The organism is Streptomyces sp. TRM68367 (assembly GCF_014495685.1).
Classification (GTDB): domain Bacteria; phylum Actinomycetota; class Actinomycetes; order Streptomycetales; family Streptomycetaceae; genus Streptomyces.
Map to the genome: position 1 here is coordinate 1 of NZ_JACTVI010000005.1, position 21,161 is coordinate 21,161.

The 21,161-nt window shown below is 70.1% G+C and carries 18 protein-coding genes; 3 read left to right on the forward strand and 15 right to left on the reverse strand.

What is annotated here, in order from left to right:
• Positions 1-90: 90 nt before the first annotated feature.
• Entirely contained in the window at positions 91-549 is a 459-nt protein-coding gene (locus tag H8R17_RS05280; RefSeq protein ID WP_187822095.1) for a hypothetical protein, read from the reverse strand.
• A 211-nt stretch (positions 550-760) separates the two neighbouring features.
• On the reverse strand, positions 761-1,939 hold the full coding sequence (gene proB, locus H8R17_RS05285; RefSeq protein WP_187821955.1) for a glutamate 5-kinase: 1,179 nt from the start codon (positions 1,937-1,939) through the stop codon (positions 761-763).
• A gap of 451 nt (positions 1,940-2,390) precedes the next feature.
• On the opposite strand from proB, the gene H8R17_RS05290 reads away from it, so the two are divergent.
• Positions 2,391-4,415 carry a hypothetical protein gene (locus H8R17_RS05290; RefSeq protein ID WP_316959327.1) on the forward strand — a complete coding sequence of 675 codons (2,025 nt, stop codon included), beginning with the start codon at positions 2,391-2,393 and terminating at the stop codon, positions 4,413-4,415.
• Positions 4,416-4,493: 78 nt separating this feature from the next.
• Here the strand turns inward: H8R17_RS05290 and H8R17_RS05295 are convergent, their stop codons facing one another.
• The 5 genes from H8R17_RS05295 to H8R17_RS46380 all read right to left on the reverse strand — a co-directional run bounded on the left by H8R17_RS05295 (position 4,494) and on the right by H8R17_RS46380 (position 10,863).
• Positions 4,494-5,744 carry a glycosyltransferase gene (locus tag H8R17_RS05295; protein WP_187821956.1) on the reverse strand — a complete coding sequence of 417 codons (1,251 nt, stop codon included), beginning with the start codon at positions 5,742-5,744 and terminating at the stop codon, positions 4,494-4,496.
• Between the two features lie 195 nt (positions 5,745-5,939).
• Positions 5,940-8,060 carry a hypothetical protein gene (locus tag H8R17_RS05300; protein ID WP_316959314.1) on the reverse strand — a complete coding sequence of 707 codons (2,121 nt, stop codon included), beginning with the start codon at positions 8,058-8,060 and terminating at the stop codon, positions 5,940-5,942.
• Between the two features lie 159 nt (positions 8,061-8,219).
• The gene (locus tag H8R17_RS05305; RefSeq protein ID WP_187821957.1) at positions 8,220-9,719 is read right to left on the reverse strand and encodes a D-ribitol-5-phosphate cytidylyltransferase; all 1,500 of its coding nucleotides are present in this window, start codon (positions 9,717-9,719) and stop codon (positions 8,220-8,222) included.
• A gap of 226 nt (positions 9,720-9,945) precedes the next feature.
• Positions 9,946-10,098 (reverse strand): hypothetical protein, encoded by a 153-nt coding sequence (locus tag H8R17_RS05310; protein ID WP_187821958.1) that lies wholly within the window; start codon positions 10,096-10,098, stop codon positions 9,946-9,948.
• Between the two features lie 318 nt (positions 10,099-10,416).
• On the reverse strand, positions 10,417-10,863 hold the full coding sequence (locus H8R17_RS46380) for an N-acetylmuramoyl-L-alanine amidase (protein ID WP_316959315.1): 447 nt from the start codon (positions 10,861-10,863) through the stop codon (positions 10,417-10,419).
• Between H8R17_RS46380 and H8R17_RS48555 the strand changes: the two genes are divergently transcribed.
• Positions 10,849-12,282 carry an RHS repeat-associated core domain-containing protein gene (locus H8R17_RS48555; protein ID WP_316959316.1) on the forward strand — a complete coding sequence of 478 codons (1,434 nt, stop codon included), beginning with the start codon at positions 10,849-10,851 and terminating at the stop codon, positions 12,280-12,282. The two genes, H8R17_RS46380 and H8R17_RS48555, sit on opposite strands and share 15 nt — an antisense overlap.
• A gap of 242 nt (positions 12,283-12,524) precedes the next feature.
• Positions 12,525-12,803 (forward strand): hypothetical protein, encoded by a 279-nt coding sequence (locus H8R17_RS05325; protein ID WP_187821961.1) that lies wholly within the window; start codon positions 12,525-12,527, stop codon positions 12,801-12,803.
• Between the two features lie 7 nt (positions 12,804-12,810).
• Here the strand turns inward: H8R17_RS05325 and H8R17_RS05330 are convergent, their stop codons facing one another.
• The 8 genes from H8R17_RS05330 to rfbD form a co-directional block, all read right to left on the reverse strand.
• Positions 12,811-12,984 carry a hypothetical protein gene (locus H8R17_RS05330; protein WP_187821962.1) on the reverse strand — a complete coding sequence of 58 codons (174 nt, stop codon included), beginning with the start codon at positions 12,982-12,984 and terminating at the stop codon, positions 12,811-12,813.
• A 101-nt stretch (positions 12,985-13,085) separates the two neighbouring features.
• Complete coding sequence (locus tag H8R17_RS05335; protein ID WP_187822098.1) at positions 13,086-14,636, reverse strand: alkaline phosphatase; 1,551 nt, start codon at positions 14,634-14,636, stop codon at positions 13,086-13,088.
• A gap of 576 nt (positions 14,637-15,212) precedes the next feature.
• Complete coding sequence (gene obgE, locus H8R17_RS05340) at positions 15,213-16,649, reverse strand: GTPase ObgE (RefSeq protein ID WP_187821963.1); 1,437 nt, start codon at positions 16,647-16,649, stop codon at positions 15,213-15,215.
• A gap of 141 nt (positions 16,650-16,790) precedes the next feature.
• Entirely contained in the window at positions 16,791-17,045 is a 255-nt protein-coding gene (gene rpmA, locus H8R17_RS05345; protein ID WP_006132816.1) for a 50S ribosomal protein L27, read from the reverse strand.
• Between the two features lie 14 nt (positions 17,046-17,059).
• Entirely contained in the window at positions 17,060-17,380 is a 321-nt protein-coding gene (gene rplU / locus H8R17_RS05350; protein ID WP_004931419.1) for a 50S ribosomal protein L21, read from the reverse strand.
• A gap of 184 nt (positions 17,381-17,564) precedes the next feature.
• Positions 17,565-18,158 carry a dTDP-4-dehydrorhamnose 3,5-epimerase gene (gene rfbC / locus H8R17_RS05355; protein WP_187821964.1) on the reverse strand — a complete coding sequence of 198 codons (594 nt, stop codon included), beginning with the start codon at positions 18,156-18,158 and terminating at the stop codon, positions 17,565-17,567.
• Between the two features lie 20 nt (positions 18,159-18,178).
• Positions 18,179-20,185: a glycosyltransferase gene (locus H8R17_RS05360; RefSeq protein WP_187821965.1), complete on the reverse strand. Its 2,007-nt coding sequence runs from the start codon at positions 20,183-20,185 to the stop codon at positions 18,179-18,181.
• Complete coding sequence (gene rfbD / locus H8R17_RS05365; protein ID WP_187821966.1) at positions 20,182-21,105, reverse strand: dTDP-4-dehydrorhamnose reductase; 924 nt, start codon at positions 21,103-21,105, stop codon at positions 20,182-20,184. The genes H8R17_RS05360 and rfbD overlap by 4 nt, the downstream gene beginning before the upstream one ends.
• Between the last annotated feature and the right edge of the window lie 56 nt (positions 21,106-21,161).

Below are 21,161 nucleotides of genomic sequence, written 5' to 3' on the forward strand. Positions count from 1 at the left end.
GCCCTCGCCAGCGCGGCAGGACTCACCCACCCACCGGAGATCAAGACAGCGAGTTATTAATCGGCAAGCCCTAACTACACGGCATTGGTACTAGAACGGGTGCACGCCCACGGGGGCCGCCGATGGCGGGCCGTAGCCCTCGGAGATGCGCTGGTGGTAGGTCGCGCGGTCGATGACCTCCAGGCCGACGATCTCCCACGGCGGCAGCTTGGCCGTGCGGCGGTGCTCGCCCCACAGCCGCAGGGCCACGGCGGCCGCGTCGTGCAGGTCGCGGGCCTCCTCCCAGTACCGGATCTCCGCGTGATCGTTGGCGTATCTGCTGGTCAGCAGGAAGGGGTGGTCGTGGGCGAGCTGCTCCAGGGCCCGCCGCACCTCCTGCAGCGGGGCCTCGTCGCCGGAGACGCTGAGAGTGACGTGCCACAGGCGGGGCGTCTCCGCGGGCTCCTCGCCCTCGAAGTCGTCCCCGGCCGCGACGCTCGTCAGGGCGCGCTCCTCGCCGGCCGCGCGGGAGCCGGCACCACTCCGGGACGCCGCCGCCCCAGGGCGCACTCGTCTCACGACGGCCTCCTTTACGCAGTCGTCGAGCGACCGGTCGAACCATGGTCGAGTCGCGATCCAGCCATGGCCGAGCGGCACTCGTGCGGACGGTGTCTCTGAGACAAAGTTGACCAGGCCGCACGGGATCGCGTGGCGGTTTTGCGGAAGGTCTACCACCGGGGGCGGACGTATCGCCGCATAACGGATACGCCGCCGGATCTGCTTACGGATGCAGGAGCACCAGGTCGTCCCTGTGTACGACCTCACGTTCGTACGCGGGCCCGAGTTCGCGGGCCAGCTCCCGGGTGGAGCGGCCGATCAGCCGGGGGATCTCCTTGGCGTCGAAGTTCACCAGCCCGCGGGCCACCGCGCGGCCCTCGCCGTCCCGCAGCTCGACCGGGTCGCCGGCGCTGAACTCGCCCTCGACGGCGGCGATTCCGGCCGGCAGCAGCGACTTGCGGCCCACCACGACCGCCCGCACCGCGCCGTCGTCCAGCGTCAGCGCGCCCTGCGGGGTGGACGCGTGCTGCAGCCACAGCAGCCGGTCGGCGGACCGCTTGCCGGTGGGGTGGAAGTAGGTGCCGGTGTCCTTGCCGGTCAGCGCGTCGGCGGCGTGGACGGCGCTGGTCAGCACCACGGGGATGCCGGCCGCCGCGGCGATCCCGGCGGCCTCGACCTTGGTGGTCATGCCGCCGGTGCCGACGCCGGCCTTCCCGGCGCTGCCGATCTCGACGTGCGCGAGGTCCTCGGGTGTCCGCACCTCCGCGATGCGGGAGGTGCCAGGCTTGCCGGGGTCGCCGTCGTAGACGCCGTCGACATCGGACAGCAGCGTCAGCAGGTCGGCGCGGACGAGGTGGGCGACGAGGGCGGCCAGGCGGTCGTTGTCGCCGAAGCGGATCTCGTCGGTGGCGACGGTGTCGTTCTCGTTGACGACCGGTACGGCGCCCATAGCGAGCAGCTTGTCCAGGGTGCGCTGGGCGTTGCGGTGGTGGGCGCGGCGGCTCATGTCGTCGGAGGTGAGCAGGACCTGGCCGACGCGGACGGCGTAGCGGGCGAAGGAGGCGGTGTAGCGGGCGACCAGCAGGCCCTGGCCGACGCTGGCGGCGGCCTGCTGGCGAGCCAGGTCCTTGGGCCGGCGACGCAGGCCCAGCGGGGCGAGCCCGGCGGCGATGGCGCCGGAGGAGACGAGCACGACCTCTTTCTCCCCGCCAGCCCCTCTCCCACCACCCTCAACGGAGGCCCTTCGGGTCCCTGTGTCTCCTCTGCGCACCTTGGCGAGGACGTCGACGAGCGCGTCGACCCGGTCGGCGTCCAGCCCGCCCGACGCGGTGGTCAGCGACGAGGACCCGACCTTGACGACGATCCTGCGGGCTTCACCCACGGCCTGCCTTACCCCTGCCACCTTGCGTTTCTTCCCCTCACCCGACGTCCGGTGCCCTGTCTGGCAATCTACGCGAAGCGGGCCCGGGACCGGGCATCGGTCCAGCCTCCGGACAGGCAACGGGTGGCCATGGCGGGAACGGTCCCAGCCGGAACCGGGTTGCCGCGCGGTCATGCCGGCCAGGGCGTTGACGGCGGAGGATGCGGCGGTGCGGGGCATCGCACCTGCCACCCGCCCCGCGGTCCGGTCACCCCCGCAGCGGCACGTCGCCCTGTAGCACCGCGCAGCCGCTCCACGGCGTCCGGACACGCGCGTGTCGTCCTGTGGTCGGTGCGCGTTAACCCGGACGCCCCTCCGCGACAACCCTGGAGCGACCGCAGTGCGCAGATTCCTGCCCCATCCACGGCTCACCGCCGGATTCCGACGCCCCCTGCACCTCCCCCGTCTCCCGCGCCGGCGGACCGCCGTCCATGTGCTCGTCGCCGCCTCGCTGTCGGCCGCGTACGCCGCGCAGGCCGTGGCCGCGCTGCTGCCGCACGTGCCGCTGCTGCTGGCCGCGACCGCCGCCTCCCTGCTCGCGGAGGGCGCCCTGTACCGGTGGCAGCGCGGGGTGCTGTCGCTGTTCGCCAAGTCGCACGCGGACGTCACGGTGCGGCACGTGCTGCGGGACCTGCTGCTGGTCGTGGGCCTGCTGCGGCTCGGCGAGCAGGACCGGGAGACGGTGTACGCCCCGCTCGTCGCCGGGCTGCTCGCCTTCTACGCGCTGCACTGCGCGGTCCAGGCGGTCTCCGTGCTGGTCCGTCGCACCCGCACCCTGCCCGTGGTGACCCGGAACATCGACGCCTCCGCGCTGCGCCTGTCCCCGGCCCCGCCCATGCTGCTGCGCCGCCCCGGCCACCGGCTGCTGGTCTTCGGCCTCCCGGCGACCGCCGGCCTGCTGGCCACGGCAGGCACCGACAGGGCGGTGTGCGCGGCGGCCGGCATCGGCCTGTCCCTGGTCCTCGCGCTGACCGGCCTGGGCGCGCTGCTGCTCCGGCTGCTGCCGGGCCGCCGGCCGGCCGGTGAGCAGGAGGTGCTGGATTGGTTCGACGCGTGGCTGGCGGAGTACCGGCCGACCGTGGGCCTGTACTTCTCCGGCGGTGTCTCCTCGGCCTACCAGGCGAACATGTGGCTGGAGCCGCTCGCCGAGCTGGACGGCAGGCCGGTCGTCATCCTGCGCGAACGCTTCATGGTGGAGAAGATCGCCGCGACCGACCTCCCAATCATCTGCCTGCCGAAGGTGTCCACGCTGATGCGCCTCGAGCACTCCACGCTCCAGGTCCTCATCCACCCGTCGAACTCCGGCAAGACCTCCCAGGTGCTGCGCATCCCCACGATCAAGCACACTTTCGTCAACCACGGCGAGAGCGACAAGCTGTCGTCCTGCAACCCGTACGCGAAGGCCTACGACGAGGTGTGGGTGGCCGGGCCCGCGGCGCGCGAGCGGTACGCGCTGGCCGACGTCGGCGTCGAGGACAAGGACGTGGTGGAGATCGGCCGCCCGCAGCTGGACGTCGTACTGCCGTACGCGGGCGCGCCGGCCGGGCCCCGCGGCGGAGCCGCTGATGGACACTCCACGACGGTCCTGTACGCGCCGACCTGGGAGGGCTGGGACGGCAACCCGGGCAACACGTCGGTGATCGAGGCCGGTGAGAACCTCGTGCGGGCGCTGCTCGCGGACCCGGGCGTACGGCTGCTGTACAAGCCGCATCCGCTGACGGGTTCGGTGGACCCGCGCGCGGGCGCCACCGATCTGCGCATCCGGGAGATGATCCGGGCGGCGAACGGTGAGCGGTTGGGGCCCCGGCCGGCGGGCGACAGTGAACTGGCCCGGCGTACCGCGGAGTTGGACCGGCTCACCACGTCCGTCTTCCGCTCCGGTGCCGACCATGTCGAGCGGATGCTGCGGCAGTCCGCGCCGGAGCCGGGGCGGGCGGCGGCGGTGACGCGGGCGACGGCCGCGTGGGAGGAGGCGTACTGGGCGTCGCTGCCGGAGTGGGAGCACCAGGTCGTCACGGACGTCCGGCCCGCGCTGTACGCCTGCTTCAACCGGGCCGATCTGCTGATCAGCGATGTGTCGAGCGTGATCAGCGACTTCCTGGCCAGCGAGAAGCCGTACGCCGTGGCGAACACCAGCGGGCTGCCAGAGGAGGCGTTCCGCGCGGCGTTCCCGACGGTGGCGGCGGCGACCGTGCTGACGCCGGACGCGTCCGGGGTGCCGGGGCTGCTGGAGTCGGTACGGCACCCGGAGAAGGACGAACTGGCCGGGGCCCGCGCCGAGTTGAAGCTCCGTCTGCTGGGCCCCGCCGAGCCGCCGTCCCAGGACCGCTTCAACACGGCCGTCCAGGACCTGTGCACGGCGTCCCGCGAGCACCGCGCCCGGATGACCCAGCGCCTGGCGTCGGAACTCCCGGGCCAGCGCCAGGAGAGCGCACCGGATGCGGCGGCCGCGCCGTAGCCGGAGAGGACCGCGGCGGCGCCTCGTACCGAGGGAGCCGAAGACCGGCGAGCGGCAGCCCGAGGACCGTCGGGCCCGTCAGGCAGCCGTGGCCATCCCGCCCGGTGCGCCCGGCGCCCCCGGCGTGCGGCCCTTGGGGCCCTTCGAGGTCAGGGTGCGGCGGGCCTTGCGCAGGGCGCGGCGTACGAAGGCGTCGACGGCGCCCTCGCGGTAGTCGGGGAAGGCCCGGGCCTCGCGGGGTTCGGCGAGGTAGACGGAGTCGGGTATGCCCGCCGCGCGGTCGCGGAAGTGCGGGTAGGCGAGATAGAGGCGGCGGCCGTTCCTCTCCACGAGGGCGTCCGCCTGCTTCTTGGCCCGGACGAACTCCACGACGTCCTTGAGGAGGTCGGGCCGCTGCTCGGCCACCAGGTGCAGCCGCAGCCGCTCGTGGACCCGGAGGCGGCGCGCCACGTCCGGCGTCCAGTGGGCGTCCATCAGCGGCTTGGCCAGCTCGAACTTGTGCCGCCGTATCTCCTCGCCGTCCTTGAGGAACACCGGCCCGAACTGCGGCAGCAGCGTGACGAGGAAGGGGCGGACCATGAGCAGGTCGCGGCGGTCCCCGGCGGGCACGAGCTCGGCGATCAGGTTCATCAGGGCCCGCGCGGAGTCGAAGCGCAGGGTGTAGCTGCCGCTCCTGGTGACGTGCTTGCCGTCGTCGCGGCCCACCAGGTAGTAGCAGGTGTGGTCGGCGACCACGGAGACGCCGTCCGCCCGCAGGTACGCCTCCAGGGTGAACAGCGCGTCCTCGCCGGTGAACAGCGACTCGTCGAAACGCATGCTGTGCCGGGTCAGCAGCTCGCGGCGGAACAGCTTCTGCGCGCTGAGCGTGAACTTGATGTTGGAGGAGAAGACATCGGTGCGCTCCGCCGTCCTGCCCCACATCGAGCTGGGCGCCTTGCGGTTGATGCCCTCGACCCGGCCGAGGACGACGTCGGTGCCGGCCCGGTCGGCCATCGCGGTCATCCGCTCCAGGGCCTCGGGGCCCAGCCGGTCGTCGGCGTCGAGGAAGAAGACGTAGCGCCCGGTCGCCTTGCCGAGGCCGACGTTGCGCGGGCCGCTGGGGCCACCGGAGTTCTCCTGCCGGGTCACGGTGACCGGCATGGCGGCGCGCTCCGCGAACTCCTCCAGGTACTCGCCCGTGCCGTCGGTCGAGCCGTCGTCGACCGCGATGATCTCGATGCGGGCCGCATCCAGGGTCTGCGCCTCGACGGATGCCAGGCACTCGACCAGGTACGGCATCGCTTCGTACGCCCCGATGATCACGCTGACATCAGGCTGCGGGACGGTCACGTTCCCCCCTCGTCACGGGATATTCCCCGTATCTCTTCATTCGCCACCCAATGGCGACCTAGTAGACGGGTGATCGGAGCAAGCGGTTGCCTCACCGATCGGTAAATACGGTGAGAAGGCGAAAAAGGCTCGGCCCCGGGGAGAAATCCCCGGGGCCGAGCCCTGAATGTCCGTATGTGGCCGTTCAGCCTTGGGTCACGCCGGCCGGTCCGTCTCGCCGGTCGCGGTCGCCCGCTGTACGGGCACCGCGTTCGCCAGCTCGGACTCGCCGGCTCCGGCCGCCGCCCGTGACTCCTGGCCGACGTTGCGGGTCTCGGCCTTGATCGCGAGGTTCGCCACCGCCGTGTTGAACTGGTCGATGGACGTCGGCTCGTCCGGCCCCAGCAGGTACCGCTTGAGCTCCCCCCGGTCCTCCGCCAGCGGATCGGCGGCCGGGTCGCGTACGGCGTCCAGCAGCCCGCCCAGCTCGGCAGCGCTGTTGGACAGGATCACCGCCGCCCGCACCGCGGTGTTCTGCCGCCTGAACTCCTCGACGCCCAGCCCGGCCGAGTCGGTGACCGCGTACGGCTTGCCGCTGGCGATGAAGTCGGAGACCACGCTGGAGATGTCGGAGACCATCGCGTCGGAGACGTTGAAGCAGTCGTACAGGCGCGGCTCGGCGCCCGTGACGACCCGGTGCTCCCAGGCCGGGAAGGTCCGCCAGTAAGCGTCGTCCCACTCGCCGCGCAGCCGGGCGATCTCCTCGTGCTTGTGCACGTCGACCAGCCCGTCACGGGTGGCCTCGGCCTCGTCGCCCTTGTCGCCGCCGGTGCCGGACAGCTCGGCGAGCCGGGCCTCGATCCGGGTCAGCTCGGCCCTGGCCTGCTCCAGGGCGGCGCTGTCGGCGGTGAAGCGGGCGTCGGCGGCGCGCTCGGCGGCGGCCTTCTCGACCAGGGCCGTGATGCGCTGGTGGGCGGCCTTGGCCTGCGGGCTGCGGGTACCGGTGAACGGGTGCGGCTTGTACAGGACACGGACCGGCGGGTCGGCCTCGACCAGCTTCTTCACGATGTTCTCGCCGGCCAGCAGGATCGAGGTGTTGCCGGGGTTGTCGTCCCAGCCCTCCCAGGTGGGGGCGTAAAGGACCGTCGGGCTGCGTCCGTCGGCGGCCTCGCCGCGGTCGGGCACACACTGCCAGGGCTGGATCGACGCCAGCTGCGGGCGGCCGACCTCCACGATGTCGTCGTCGCGGACGCCGACGTCGGCGATGGCGTACCGGTCGCGGCCCGCGCGCCCGGCCGTCCACACCTCGTCGTACACCTTGCTGAACGGGTTGACGCTGGCCAGCTTGTCGCTGTCGCCGTGGCCGATGAAGACGTGCTTCATGGTGGGCACGCGCAGCATGTGGATGTTCTTGCCGACGTTCGCGGCGTACAGCGCGACGCGCACAGTGGACAGGTCCATGTTCATCAGGTGCACCCCTCCGGGCACGCAGACGACCGGGACCGTGGTGGGCGCCAGGTTGTTCAGGAGGACCCGCTCACGCAGGATGATCAGCGGCCTGGAGTCCAGCTGCTCCATGGTCTCCAGCCACATGTTGACCTGGTACGCGGAGTCCTTGGAGCCGGAGAAGTACAGCACCGTCTCGGGCTTGTACTCGCGCAGCCAGTCGTCGACGGCGGCGAGCACCTTCTCGGCGCTCGGCGGGGTCTTCCGCCCGCGGACGTACCGCATCAGCGCCAGCACGTACCCGGACCCCAGCGCCAGCGTGACGCCGATGCCGGTGAAGCCGGCCACCGCGGAGTCCAGCTGGGCGGAGACGAGTATGCCGACGACCGCCGCGAGGTCGAGGTGGAGCATCTTCTCGGCGGAGCGGTGCAGCAGCCCGCGCGGCGGGGCGTCCGGAATACGGATGCGGGAGGCCAGGTCGACGTTGCGGGTGGCGACCGGCATCCGGCGGCGGTTGCGGATCAGCGTGGCCAGGGCGCCGTGCGGGGCCTGGAGGCCGTAGAAGGCGATGAAGCAGGCGATCGCGCCGTAGTAGATCAGGTTGTCCGCGAGGGACAGCCGGGCCAGCAGCAGGATCAGCAGCAGTTGCCGGATGAGGAAGCGGATCGACAGGCCGGCCCGCACCTTGCTGAGGCGGTTGACCAGATAACTGCCCTTGCGGTGCAGATAGTGGTCCGCCAGGTACGTCACGGCCGCCGCGGCCGCGAAGGCGGGGACGCTCGGGACGAGCGCGGCCAGCATGAGGCAGGGGAAGCCCAGCATCATGAGGACCGCCGCGGCCAGTTCGGCCGCACTGCCCACCCGGGCGACGCGAATAGCGGTGGTTATCACGGAGAACCTGCTCTGGGAGGGGTGCCGGGTTGTCAAAGCCGAAGCGTCCGGAAAACGGCCTGTGCCCGCTCCGGGAAATGTACGGACTCAGGCCTCCGTGAATGCTCCCCGAACGGGCAGCCACAGAGGCCTGAATGGCAGTTGGCTATTTGAAGTTGATTATGCCACGCCGTCCTGGCGGTCGAGCACTCCGGCCAGCGCCGCCTCGAACCCGGAGGCCCGGGTCGCGTCGGCCGTCGGGTCCTGCTGACGCACGTCGATGACATGCCCGGTGAGCTCGGAAAGCAGCACGTCGAGCGAGGTCCGGGCCACGGCCTCGGAGGACAGCAGCGTGCCCGCGGGCTCCTGGCCGAAAGCCTTGGTCCGCATCGGCGTGGCGGTGCGCTCGGGGTTGATGCAGTTCACCCGAATGCCGTCGCCGGCCCACTCGTCGGACAGGGCCTGGGTGAGGTTCACCATGGCGGCCTTGGTCGACGAGTACAGGCTGTACTCGGCGCGGCCCCGGGTGTAGCTGCTGGAGGTGTACAGCAGCAGCTGGCCCTTGGTCTCGGACAGGTACTTGTACGAGGAGCGGGCGATCTGCACCGGCGCCAGGTAGTTCACCTTCAGCGCCTCCTCGATGGTGGCGTTGTCGGTCTCGGCCAGCTTGCCGATGCGCAGCACGCCCGCGGTGTTCACGACGTAGTCGATGCGCCCGGTCTCGGCGTACGCCTTGGACAGCGCGTCGTCGACCTCCTCCGGGTTCTCCACGTGCGTGCCGGTGGTGGAGCGGCCCAGCGCGTACACCTTGGCGCCGTAGGACTCGGCGAGTTCGCCGATGTCCTTGCCGATGCCGTACGAACCGCCGAAGACGACAACGGTCTTGCCGGTCAGCAGCTGGCGGTAGGCCTCCTCGCCGTTCTGCTCGGGCGCCGCGGTGGAGGCGAGCTGGAACAGCTTGTCGGCGATGAACACGTCGACGGGCTGGGTGACCTTCATGTTGTACTCGTCGCCCGCGACGACGTGGATCGGCACGTCCGGCAGGTACTTGAGTACGACCGAGCAGTCGTCCGTGGCTTGGAAGTTGGGGTCGTTTGCGGCGACCTCGTAGGCTCGCTCGACCGTGGACAGCTTGAAGGCCTGCGGGGTCTGGCCGCGGCGCAGCCGGGAGCGGTCCGGGATCTCCGTGATGAACTCGCCGTCCTCGCCGTGCGTGCGCGTGACGATGATGGTGTCCGCGGACGGGATCGCCACGTCGACGGCCTGGTAGCGGTCCAGCGCGGCCACGCAGTCGTCGATGACGCGCTGCGACAGCAGGGGGCGCACGGCGTCGTGGAAGAGGACGTTGAGGTCCTCGCCCTCGGCCAGGCCCTCGCCCAGCGCGGAGATCGCGCGCTCGGTGGTCTCGTTCCGCGTCGAGCCGCCCTCAATGATCTTCGAGACCTTCCGGAACCCGGCCTTGGCGACGATCTTCTCGACGTCGGGCACATAGCCCGGCGCCATCAGCACGATGACGTCGTCGATCGAGTCGGCGTTCTCGAAGGTGGTCAGGGTGTGCTCGATGACTGCCTTGCCGGCGATCTTCAGCAGCTGCTTGGGGATCGACAGACCCACCCGCTGGCCGGTACCACCGGCCAGGATCACTGCGGTGGTACGGGGCTTGGCTATGCGCTGGGACACAAGTGACCTACCTTGGGGCGACAGGGAACCCGGAAATGATCCCACTTGTGGTTACCGCAGTGCAAGGTGAGCGACCTCTGCCACATATGTGCGCGCAACCTGTCATTCACCTTGTACTCCTGGTCATGAACGAGTCCTACGAGCCCCGTGCGTCGAACCCGCCGTGAAATTGCTGTGAGTAACTCCACAGCGCGCTCACCATAGCGGTGCGTGACATGACGGCGGCTCAACGACACCGCGCCGGGGCCGGGGACCGGGGCGCGAGGGAGAGCAGCTCCAGGTTGCCGACGACCCGCACACCCGACTCGCGGATCCGCCCGGCCGGCCAGGCCGCCACTTTGAGTATGGAGATCTTCACGTCCAGGGCGAGGGACTGCACGCATTCTTCATATGCATCACGGCGCCGTCGCGGGCGAGCCCGGAATACAGCTCGGCGGGCGGTTCATTGGCTCGGAATTCTGTTAAGGTTCCGCAGCATTTCGGTCTCGGCGAGGGGTTGGGGGAACGATTTGCCGCGTCCGGAAAGGTGCAGGAGTTTCTCCGGGAGCCCCAGCAACGTCTCGAAGACGCGCAGCAGCCTGGTGCCCTTCCCCCGGCTTATCCCGCCGTTGTGTTGCTGCACGGTCTGAACGGCTGCGTGGCCGATGCCTGGCCCTACGCCCGCGACGGGCACTACCTCGGCGGCCCGGCCGTCCCCTCACCCCCGGCCGCTGCATCGCCCGTACTGCTCCCTGCCGCAACGGCCGCCCCGGGGCCATGGGTCGGCTCCCGGGGCGGTGGTGCGCTGGAGTAGTTGTGCGGGGGTCAGTGTGCGGCGTAGTGGGAGGCGCCGGCGGTGGTAGCGGATCTCGGGGAGGGCGTCGTACAGCTTCTGGCCGGGGCAGAGGGTGGCGTAGCCGTCGCGGTGGCCGGAGATGGTGTTGAGGGTGGCCTTCTCGCCGGTCTGGTACACGCCGGTGTCGCCGGCCGCGGTGAGGGTCACTTTCGCCTGCGGGTCGACGCCGTCCAGGCCGAGCTTCCAGGCGGCGAGGTCGGCGATGGCCTGCTTGGCCGCGGTGGTGGGGGTGCCGCCGTTCTCGTAGTCGCCGAGCAGGGAGATGCCGGCGGAGATGCCGTTGAAGCCGTAGGTGTGGGCGCCGCGCACGCGCTGGTCGGTGCCGCCGGCGCGGCCCTCGAAGACGGTGCCGCACTTGTCGACGAAGATGCGACGTCCTTCACCTACGACGCCAATGGGCAGCCCGACACGGTCACGCACCCGGACCAGTACACGAAGTACGAATACGACCTGCGCGAGCTGGTCAAGACGGTCAAGGTGGGCGACTCCGCGTCGGATGCCACTCCGAACGTCACGGCCTTCACCTACACCGACCGCGGCCAGAAGCTCATGGAGACCAAGGCCGACAACAACACGGTCGACTACACCTACTACCTCAACGGAGCGATCAAGTCCCAGACCGAGAAGAAGAGCAACGGCACGCTGGTCGCCTCGCACACGTACAGCTACGACGCGAACGGCAACCGGTCGCAGGACGTGGCGAAGAAGATGAACGCCGACAGCACCGGCGCGTACCTCGACTCGACCACCGACCACACCTATGACCCGGTCGACCGCATCAAGCAGGTGACCAAGACCGGCAACGGTGCGGGGACGGAGTCGTACGTCCACGACAACAACGCCAACGTCATCAGCCAGAACGTCCGGGGCGAGTCGTACGGCAACGACGACGATTCCGAGTACACGGGAATCGACAAGCCGGTGGCGACCGACCCGACGCGGGAGCCGTACAACGCCTACCGGTTCAACGGCAAGCGCTGGGACGTGGACTCTCAGACGTACGACATGGGATTCCGCGACTACCGGCCTGACATCAACCGCTTCACCACCCGGGATATGTACAACGGCGCGCTGTCGGACATGCGCCTGGGCGTGGACGCGGTGACCGGCAACCGGTACGCCTTCACCGGCGGCAACCCGGTCAGCCGGATCGAGATCGACGGCCATGAGTGCTGGGGCTCGAGCGGCTGTTACGAGGACAAGACCCCGACGCTTTCCGACTCGGACCGCGATTTCCTGTGCACGTACGGGTACATGGGGTGCCCCAACAAGTCCAAGGGCATTCCGGAGGAGGACGTGCCGGCCGACGAGAGCCCGACCGAGTCGGTTCCGGCGGTCACCGGTTACGGCGATCACGCGGACGCGGCGCAGAAGACCACTCGACAGGTCTGCAATCAGCCGATCGGAAGGGGAAAGAGCGTCTGCTCGACGGTGTCGCCGTACGCCTGGAAGAACAATTCGAGCAATGCTGACGTACACACCACTGGAGACTGCTACAACGCTTCGTTCTCGTTCCTCGTCGGTTTGGGTTTCGAATACTGCAGCATGAGCTCGGATAACGGCGAGAGCGGTAGCACACTCTCCATCGGCCCACAGCTCGGCATCGGTGGGTCGGCGTCTAGGGGAGTCGTGGCGAGCAACGTCGAAAGCTACACAGAATTGTCAGGGTGGGGCGTCGATGCCGAATTCGCCGGAGGTGAAGTCGTTGGCGGCTACATTGACGGGTGAGTTCCTATCGACACCCCCGACGAAATCACACCCGAAGCGCCTGCCACCACGGGACCGCACGGTGGTGGCGCCTATACCGCCGAAGCGGGTGTTGGATTCGTCACTGGAATTGACGCGAGTGTGAACATCGACTACACCTTTGCGTGGTAGTTTCCACAGGCTGCGCTCGCTGAAGTGTTAAGAGTTCCGGGGGGGGCTCAAGCGCCCCCCGGAACGCAATTCTTGAGGAGGAAGTTGTGGGTTTGGCAAATCAGACGGGGGATCCAGGATCGGCCCCCTTCTTTCTAGCGGCCGCCGGTGGTGCGTTTTTTTGGGGCGTAGCCTACGTGCTCGGGTTCAATCCGCGCGAATACGGCACCCGTATGATGCGGTTCTTCTACTCCGCTTCCCCTCATCAGGTGCCTGACCGGCACTCCTTGATATGGCGGACGCGCCTGTTCGCTGCGGTGTACTTCCTGGTGGGTGCGGCGGTAGAAACAATAGCCGTGCTGGGGTTCCTCGGTAAATTCCCGCCGAGCTGACTGGCGGTCAGCTCGGCTTCGAGGAGACCAGGCCGCGGCCCGTCAGTTCGCCGGCTTGTCCTTCTTCAGCGTCACCCTTCTGGAACGGGGTGGTGCCGGCGAGGGCCGCCGCGGCCGTCCACGGGGCCGGGGCGGCCCACAGCCAGGACGCCGACGTCGGCAGGCGGTTCCGTTCCTCCAACCGTAGGCACTCCCTGAGAACCCCCTGGGACAGAGTGAGTCCCAGGGGGTTCGGTGGGTTCAGGGGTAGGTGGGTTCAGGGGTGGGTGGGTTCAGGGGTGGTCAGACGACCCGGACGCCGGGGCGGCCCGCGTCCACCCGCAGCCTGGCCAGCGTGCTGGGCGTCGACTTCGGCTGCCGTACGGTGTCCACGATCCGCACCCGTGCGTCGATGCCGTCACGGCGGACGTCGAGCAGGTGGTAGCCACGGTGGGCGTCGAGTAGCTTCCAGTGCGGGTTGTCCGGCATCCGCGGGTCCCACTCCCTGCGGAAGGCGTCCTGGTCCTGGTCGCCGTTGCTGGAGATGGACGTACCGACGAACTCCGCGCCGACGACCGCGGATCCAGGGTCGGCGTAGTCCTCCTTCAGATCGCTGATCATCGTCAGGTGGCGGTCGCCGGTGAGGACGACCGGGTTGCGGACGCCCTTGAACTCCTTCAGGAACTGGTTGCGTTCGACCTGGTAGCCGTCCCAGGCGTCGTAGAACCAGAGCTTGCCGGGGCCGACCTGGAGGTCCGTCTCGGCCATCATGATCTGAGAGGCGATCAGGTTCCAGCGCGCGGGCGAGTTCTGCAGCCCGCCCAGCAGCCACTGCTTCTGCTGCGCACCCAGCATGGTCAGCTTCGGGTCCTGGGCACCGTCCTGGGTGGTGGCCTGGTCGCTGCGGTACTGCCGGGTGTCGAGCACGTTGAGCCGGGCCAGCCGGCCGAACTCCAGGCGGCGGTACATCCGGATGTGCGGCCCGTTGGGTACGGCGGCCGCCCGCACCGGCATGTGCTCGTAGTACGCCTGGTAGGCCGCGGTGAGCCGGGCCACGAACGCGTCGTGCGACTGCTTGTCCGGGTCCTGGGGGATCTCGCCGGCGAAGTCGTTGTCCACCTCGTGGTCGTCGAAGGTGACGACGAAGGGGGCGTTCGCGTGCATCGCGGCGAGGTCGGGGTCGGTGCGGTACTGGGCGTACCGGTTGCGGTACTGGGTGAGGCTGAACGGCTCACCGGCCCCCTCGTGCCGCCGCACGCCGGTGGACGACGGCGTGGACTCGTAGATGTAGTCCCCGACGAAGAGAACGATGTCAGGATCCTGCTCCAGCATGTCGGCGTACGGCGTGAAGTAGCCGTGCTGCCAGTTCTGGCAGGAGGCCAGCGCGACGCGCAGGCTGCCGCCGGAGCTGGAGGGGGCGGGCGCGGTACGGGTGCGCCCGGCCTCCGACAGCTGACCCCCCGCCCGGAACCGGTACCAATAGCTGCGCCCCGGCCGGAGCCCCCTGACATCCACGTGAACGCTGTGCCCGTACTCGGGCCGGGCCTGCGCGGTGCCCCGTCGTACGACGCTTCTGAACCGCTCGTCCGACGCGACCTGCCACTCCACCGACACGGGGCGGTCGGGCATGCCGCCGCCGTTCAGCGGGTCGGGGGCGAGTCGCGTCCACAGCACGACGCCGTCGGGCAACGGGTCGCCGGAGGCGATGCCGAGGCTGAACACGCCGTCGGGCAGCGGGGTTTCGGCGGCACGGGCGGCGGCGGGCAGCCACAGCTGGGCGGAGGCCGCGGCTCCGAGCACCGCGGCGCCAGCGGTCAGAACCCGGCGTCGGTCGGTCGATCCTGCTCCGGTCATCGCTCCGGTCATGGGCGAACTCCCCTGCCTCGCGGGCCTCGTGGACACTGCGAAGCTCGCCGCCCGGGCAGTCCGCGCACTGAACGACGAGCTTCGCGTGCATGACAAATAGGAAGACAACAGAAAACCCGTTGCGGCTCGGAAACAACACGACGAACGGGATGTGGCCACAACGGGTCTAACGAGGCGTCAGGCGATGAGAACCGGTGAGGGCCTCACAGGAGTGAAGAGATGTGAGGACGATGGCTCGGGAGGCGTTTGGGGGATCCGTCAGAGTCCGGGTCGGGGCTCCCGGAGCCGGTTCAGGGGTTCGTCAGGGGGCCGGCGCACAAGGGGCTGGGTTCCAAGAATTGGCTGAAAAACATTCAGTGCCCGCGCGGCACAGGACACACCGCGCTCCCGCCCCGTCCGTCCCCAGCGGACGAGTCACACCATCCCCAGCCCCCACCCAAGGCGGGGGCGCAGCCTCAGCAGCGGGCCGGCACTTCTCGGTGCCGGCCGGAAAAATTCAGCCCGCCCGGCGTTTGCGGACGAGGCCGTTCAGGCCGAAGCGGGGGTCCGGGGGCGGCAGCTTCATCAGAACGGTTCGAAGTCGTCGTACTCCCGCTCCGCGTCGTCCCGCTCAGCATCCCGCTCCCGCCTCCGCTGCGCAGCCGGCCGCAACTCGTCCAGCCGGTGATCCTCCCCACGCCGCCCCAGCATCTCCGCCCCGGCCATCACAGACGGCTCCCAGTCGAAGACCACCGCGTTCTCCTCGGGCCCGATGGCCACGCCATCCCCGGCCCGGGCCCCGGCCTTCATCAGCTCCTCCTCCACCCCGAGCCGATTCAGCCGATCCGCGAGATACCCGACCGCCTCGTCGTTGTTGAAGTCGGTCTGCCGCACCCACCGCTCGGGCTTCTCCCCCCGCACCCGGTACAGCCCGTCGGCCTCCCGCACGACAGAGAACCCGGCATCGTCGACCGCCTTCGGCCGGATGACGATCCGCGTCGCCTCCTCCTTCGGCCGGGCCGCCCGCGCCTTGGCCACCAGCTCCGCCAGCGCGTACGACAGCTCCTTCAGCCCGATGTGCGCCACCGCGGACACCTCGAACACGCGGTACCCCCGCGCCTCCAGATCCGGCCGCACCATCTCGGCGAGGTCCTTGCCGTCCGGCACGTCGGTCTTGTTCAGCACGACGATCCGCGGCCGGTTGTCCAGCCCGCCGTACTCCCGCAGCTCCGCCTCGATGACATCGAGGTCGGACACCGGGTCCCGGTCGGACTCCAGCGCGGCGGTGTCCAGCACGTGCACGAGCACACTGCACCGCTCCACATGCCGCAGGAACTCAAGCCCCAGCCCCTTGCCCTGGCTGGCCCCGGGAATCAGCCCCGGCACGTCCGCGATCGTGTACACGGTCGACCCGGCCGTCACCACACCCAGGTTCGGCACCAGCGTCGTGAAGGGATAGTCGGCGATCTTCGGCTTCGCCGCGCTCAGCACCGAGATCAGCGAGGACTTCCCCGCACTCGGATACCCCACCAGCGCCACGTCGGCGACCGTCTTCAGCTCCAGGACGATGTCCCGCAGATCCCCCGGCTCACCCAGCAGCGCGAACCCCGGCGCCTTGCGCCGCGCGGAGGCCAGCGCCGCGTTGCCGAGCCCGCCCCGGCCGCCCTGCGCGGCGACGTACGACGTGCCGTGCCCGACCAGGTCGGCGAGCACGTGGCCCGCCTTGTCCAGCACCACCGTGCCGTCCGGCACCGGCAGCACCAGGTCCTGCCCGTCCTTGCCGGAGCGGTTGCCGCCCTCGCCGGGCTTGCCGTTGGTGGCCTTGCGGTGCGGGGAGTGGTGGTAGTCGAGAAGCGTTGTGACGGACTGGTCGACGGTGAGGATCACATCCCCGCCGCGCCCGCCGTTGCCGCCGTCCGGCCCGCCCAGCGGCTTGAACTTCTCACGATGCACGGAGGCACAGCCGTGGCCTCCGTTACCCGCGGCGACATGCAGCTCGACGCGGTCCACGAAGGTGGTCATGGGCAGTGCCTCCAGAGACGTACGAGATAGTTCTTGAGATGGGTCTGAGATGGGTCTTGTAGATGACAAGCGAAAGGCGGACCCGCCTTCCCACCAGGAAAGTGAGGTCCGCCTCGCGAAGTGTTCGGTCCAGGCCTGAGCTCAGGCGACCGGAACGATGTTCACGACCTTGCGGCCACGGCTGGTGCCGAACTGCACCGAACCGGCCTGCAGCGCGAACAGCGTGTCGTCGCCGCCACGGCCGACGCCGGCGCCCGGGTGGAAGTGGGTGCCACGCTGACGGACCAGGATCTCACCCGCGTTGACGACCTGACCGCCGAAGCGCTTCACGCCGAGCCGCTGGGCGTTCGAGTCGCGACCGTTCCGGGTGGACGATGCGCCCTTCTTGTGTGCCATTTCTCCTCAGTCCCTTACTTCGCAGCCGCGGGGATCTCAGTGACCTTGATCGCCGTGTACTGCTGGCGGTGGCCCTGGCGACGGCGGTAACCGGTCTTGTTCTTGTAGCGCAGAATGTCGATCTTCTGGCCCTTGTGGTGGTCCACGACCTCGGCCTGGACCTTGATGCCGGCCAGCACCCACGGGTCGCTGGTCACAGCGTCGCCGTCGACAACGAGCAGGGTCGAGAGCTCGACCGTGTCGCCAACCTTGGCGGTGGAAATCTTGTCAACCTCAACGATGTCGCCGACAGCAACCTTGTGCTGGCGACCACCGCTGCGCACGATGGCGTACACGCGGATCTCACTCTCTCGCTCGGGAACGGCACCCCCGCAGGCCAGCCGCCCTGCGACATACACGGACGACCTCTCCCGGTCACGACCCGTGTCCGGGAGGAAGAGGTTTACGGGGATGTGGCACGTCAGTCGACACGCCGACGGTCAAGGTTACGGGGCCAGGCCAGGGGGGTCAAACCGGGCCTCAGCGGCCGAGGCTCTCCCGGTAGGCCACGCACTCCTCGTAGGAGGGCAGCAGGCCCTGTTCGCGGGCCCGGTCCAGGGTGGGCGCCTGCGCGTCCTTGGCGGACAGCAGCGGGGGCAGTCCCGCGGGCCAGTCGATGCCGAGGGCCGGGTCGAGCGGGTGGATGCCGTGCTCGCGCTCGGGGGCGTAGCCCTCGGAGCAGAGGTATATCACGGTGGCGTCGTCCTCGAGGGCCATGAAGCCGTGGCCGAGGCCCTCGGAGAGGTAGACCGCGTGGTGGTCGCGGTCGTCGAGGCGGACCGCCTCCCACCGGCCGAAGGTGGGCGAGCCGGTCCGGATGTCCACGATCACGTCGAGGACCGCGCCGCGCACGCACTTGACGTACTTGGCCTGGCCGGGCGGCACGTCCGCGAAGTGGATACCGCGCAGGGTGCCCCGGCTGGAGACGGACATGTTGGCCTGGGCCAGGGTGAGCGGGTGGCCGGCCGCCTCGGTGAAGAGCGGGGCCTTGAACCACTCGTGGAAGCTGCCCCGGCCGTCGGGGAAGACCTTCGGCTCGTGCACCCAGGCGCCGGAAATCGAAAGGGGTCGCATCGCAGGGATCCTCAGCTCGTTCAGCTCTTCTTCTGCGGGTTGGTCAGGGCACGCTTGAGGCGCCCGGCGGCCCGCCGCCACAGCGGGCGCGGCGCGGCGGGCTTGTTCTTCGCGTTCTGCGCGTCCTTCGCGGCGGACTTGGCCGGCGGGGTGTGCCGGTCGATCACCCGGGCCGTGCCGTCGGCGGCCACCACCACGTCGACCGGGAGCCTGGTCCAGCGTGCCTCGCCGCGGGCGGGGGACGGCACGCCGATCCGGACCGCCCAGCGGCGCCCGGTGAGCTGCGCCAGCGGCAGCGGGGCGGTCACGGTACGGCCGTCCACCTCGGCGTCGGCGGGGAACTTGCCCACGTTCTTGCGCTCGAAGCGCAGCCGCACCGGATCCCCGGTCTCCACCGCGAGGTGCAGCGGCAGCGGGAGCCGGACGGTGGAGCCGTCGACCACGGCCGCGGCCGGGTCCATCAGCGCCACCGCCTCGCGCTCCAGCTTGCCGGTGTGCTGGTCGACGTCGAGGGAGAGATTGCCGGGCCCGTCGGTCCAGTACGGCAGGACCAGCCGCCTCGGCTCACCGGTGAACGCGGCCAGGCGCCCGGCCTCCACGTCCTCGCCGCGCACCGAGCCGAGCCTGGTCTCCTTGCTCCAGCCGCAGGACTTGATGCGCAGGTGCAGGTCCCAGATGCCCTTGGTCAGGGGCGCGCCCGCGGCCGCGGTCTGCGGGTCGAGCTCGGACCGCGCGGTGATCTGCTGGCGGAAGGTGCCGTCCCCGGCGGGCAGGAGATGCCGCTCGCTCTTGACGGGGAGGTAGTACTGCGTGGCGTCCTCGCGGTGCCGGACCACCAGGTCCACGTCGCTCTTGCCCAGGGGCGCGTCCAGCTTGATGCCCTGGTCGGCCAGGGCATTCAGCGCCTCGTCGGACAGGGGCAGGGCGAGCTGGTCGCGCTCGCCGTCCCGGCGGAAGGTCATCGGCTCGCCGTCGGTCTGCAGCTCGGCGTCGAAGCCGATCTCCAGGGTGCCGCTGGACCAGTTCAGGGAGGTGAGAACGCCGGTGGGCCTGATCCCGGCCTCCCACCGGGCGAGCGCCCGGATGTCATCGAAGCGGCCTGCGAAGACCAGTCCGGCGACGACCCGCTGGGTGAGGCCGAGACGGGCGACGACGCCCGGTCCGAAGCGCTCGGTGACCACGCCGCGGATCTCGCGGTAGAGCTCCTCGGCATAGTCCTCGGGGAGCTTGAGGAGGCGCTGGCCGCGCAGCCGCTCGACCATCTCGTTGCGCAGCCAGCGGCTGAACAGCTTGTCGCGCAGCGGGCCCGGCTCGGTGAGCTCCTCGACCACGTCGAGGGCCTCGCGGAGGTTCTTGAAGTAGCCGACCGGGTCGAAGCGCTGGAAGCCGGCGTTGGAGCCGTCGTCCCGGGTGATGTGGTAGTAGCACAGGTAGTCGCTGAGGACGGCGACGCTCTTGGCCCGCAGGTACGCCTCGGCGACGAAGACGTGGTCCTCCAGGCGGCGGCGGCCTTCCTTGAAGCGGATGTCGTGCTCGTTCAGGAACTCCCGGCGGAACATCTTGTGCGGGGTGAGGCTGTCGATCAGCGGCGCGTTCTCCACCGTGGCGCGCGGCCGGTTGACCCGGAACAGCTCCTGCGGGACCGGACGGCCGATGCCCGCCATCTTGCCGACGACCACATCGGCGTCGTTCGCCTTGCCGTAGTCGTACATCCGCTCCAGGGCCTCGTCGCCGAGCCAGTCGTCGTGGTCGGCGAACATCACGTACTCGCCGCGGGCGGCCGCGATGCCGGTGTTGCGGGGGCGGCCGGACCAGCCGGAGGACTCCTGGTGGATGACGTGGAAGTGGGGGTGTTCGGCCGCCAGTTGGTCGAGCCGGGCGGGGGTCTCGTCGGTGGAGCCGTCGTTGACGAAGAAGACCTCGAACTCGTCAGGGGTGAGGCTCTGCCGCAGCAGGCCCGAGATGCAGTCCTCGACGTACTTGCCGGGGTTGTAGACCGCGATGACGACGCTGACCTTGACTGTCACGCCGAGTTCTCCTTCTCGTGGACCCGGAGGATCTCCGGGAACGCCTCGGTGAGAGCCGCGCGCCAGTCGCGCAGCGGCTCGATGCCGGCCCCGGCGAACCGGTCGTGGCCGAGGACGCTGTAGGTGGGGCGGGGAGCGGGGCGGGTGAAGGCCTCGCTGGTGGTGGGGCGGACCCGGTCCGGGTCGGTGCCGAGCAGGCGGAAGATCTCCCGGGTGAAGCCGTACCAGGTGGTCTCGCCGGAGCTGGTGCCGTGGTAGACGCCGGCCGGGGCGGTGCCGGCCAGGGCGCCGCGTCCCAGGGCGGTCAGCAGTGCGGCCAGGTCGGCGCTCCAGGTGGGCTGGCCACGCTGGTCGTCCACGACGTCCAGGGTCTCCCGCACGTCCGCCAGGCGGATCATGGTGCGGACGAAGTTGGTGCCGCCGGTGCCGTACAGCCAGGCCGTGCGGACCACGTAGACGCGGTCCGGGAGGGTCTGCAGGACGGCCCGCTCGCCGGCGAGCTTGGTACGGCCGTAGGCGCTGCGCGGGGCGGTGGGGGCGTCCTCGGCGTACGGGGCGGTGGCGTCACCGGCGAAGACGTAGTCGGTGGAGACGTGGAGCAGGACGGCACCGGTGCGGGCGCAGGCGGCGGCGAGGTGGGCCGGGCCGTCGCCGTTGATCCTCAGCGCCTCGGCCTCGCGGGTCTCGGCGTCGTCCACGGCGGTCCAGGCCGCGCAGTTGACGACCACGGCGGGCCGGTGCCGGTCCAGCGCCTCGTGTACGGCCGCGGGGTCGGTGAGGTCGAGCGCCGCACGGTCCAGCGCGACGGACCGCTCGCCCTCGGCGGCCAGCACGGCCAGCACGTCCTGGCCGAGCATGCCGCCCGCTCCGGTGACCAGCCAGCCGGCCGGGGCACCTGCCTGTTCCGGTGTCGGATTCATGCCTCTTCTCGTCCTCTGTGCAGGATGGCGCGGGTCACCGCCGGGGTCCGGGCAAC

Bases quoted from the DNA above. Each gene is read 5' to 3' on its own strand.
- obgE (WP_187821963.1), bottom strand. From the start codon at position 16,649: ATGACCACCTTCGTGGACCGCGTCGAGCTGCATGTCGCCGCGGGTAAC.
- rfbC (WP_187821964.1), bottom strand. From the start codon at position 18,158: ATGCGACCCCTTTCGATTTCCGGCGCCTGGGTGCACGAGCCGAAGGTC.
- rpmA (WP_006132816.1), bottom strand. From the start codon at position 17,045: ATGGCACACAAGAAGGGCGCATCGTCCACCCGGAACGGTCGCGACTCG.
- rfbD (WP_187821966.1), bottom strand. From the start codon at position 21,105: ATGAATCCGACACCGGAACAGGCAGGTGCCCCGGCCGGCTGGCTGGTC.
- H8R17_RS05335 (WP_187822098.1), bottom strand. From the start codon at position 14,636: ATGACCGGAGCAGGATCGACCGACCGACGCCGGGTTCTGACCGCTGGC.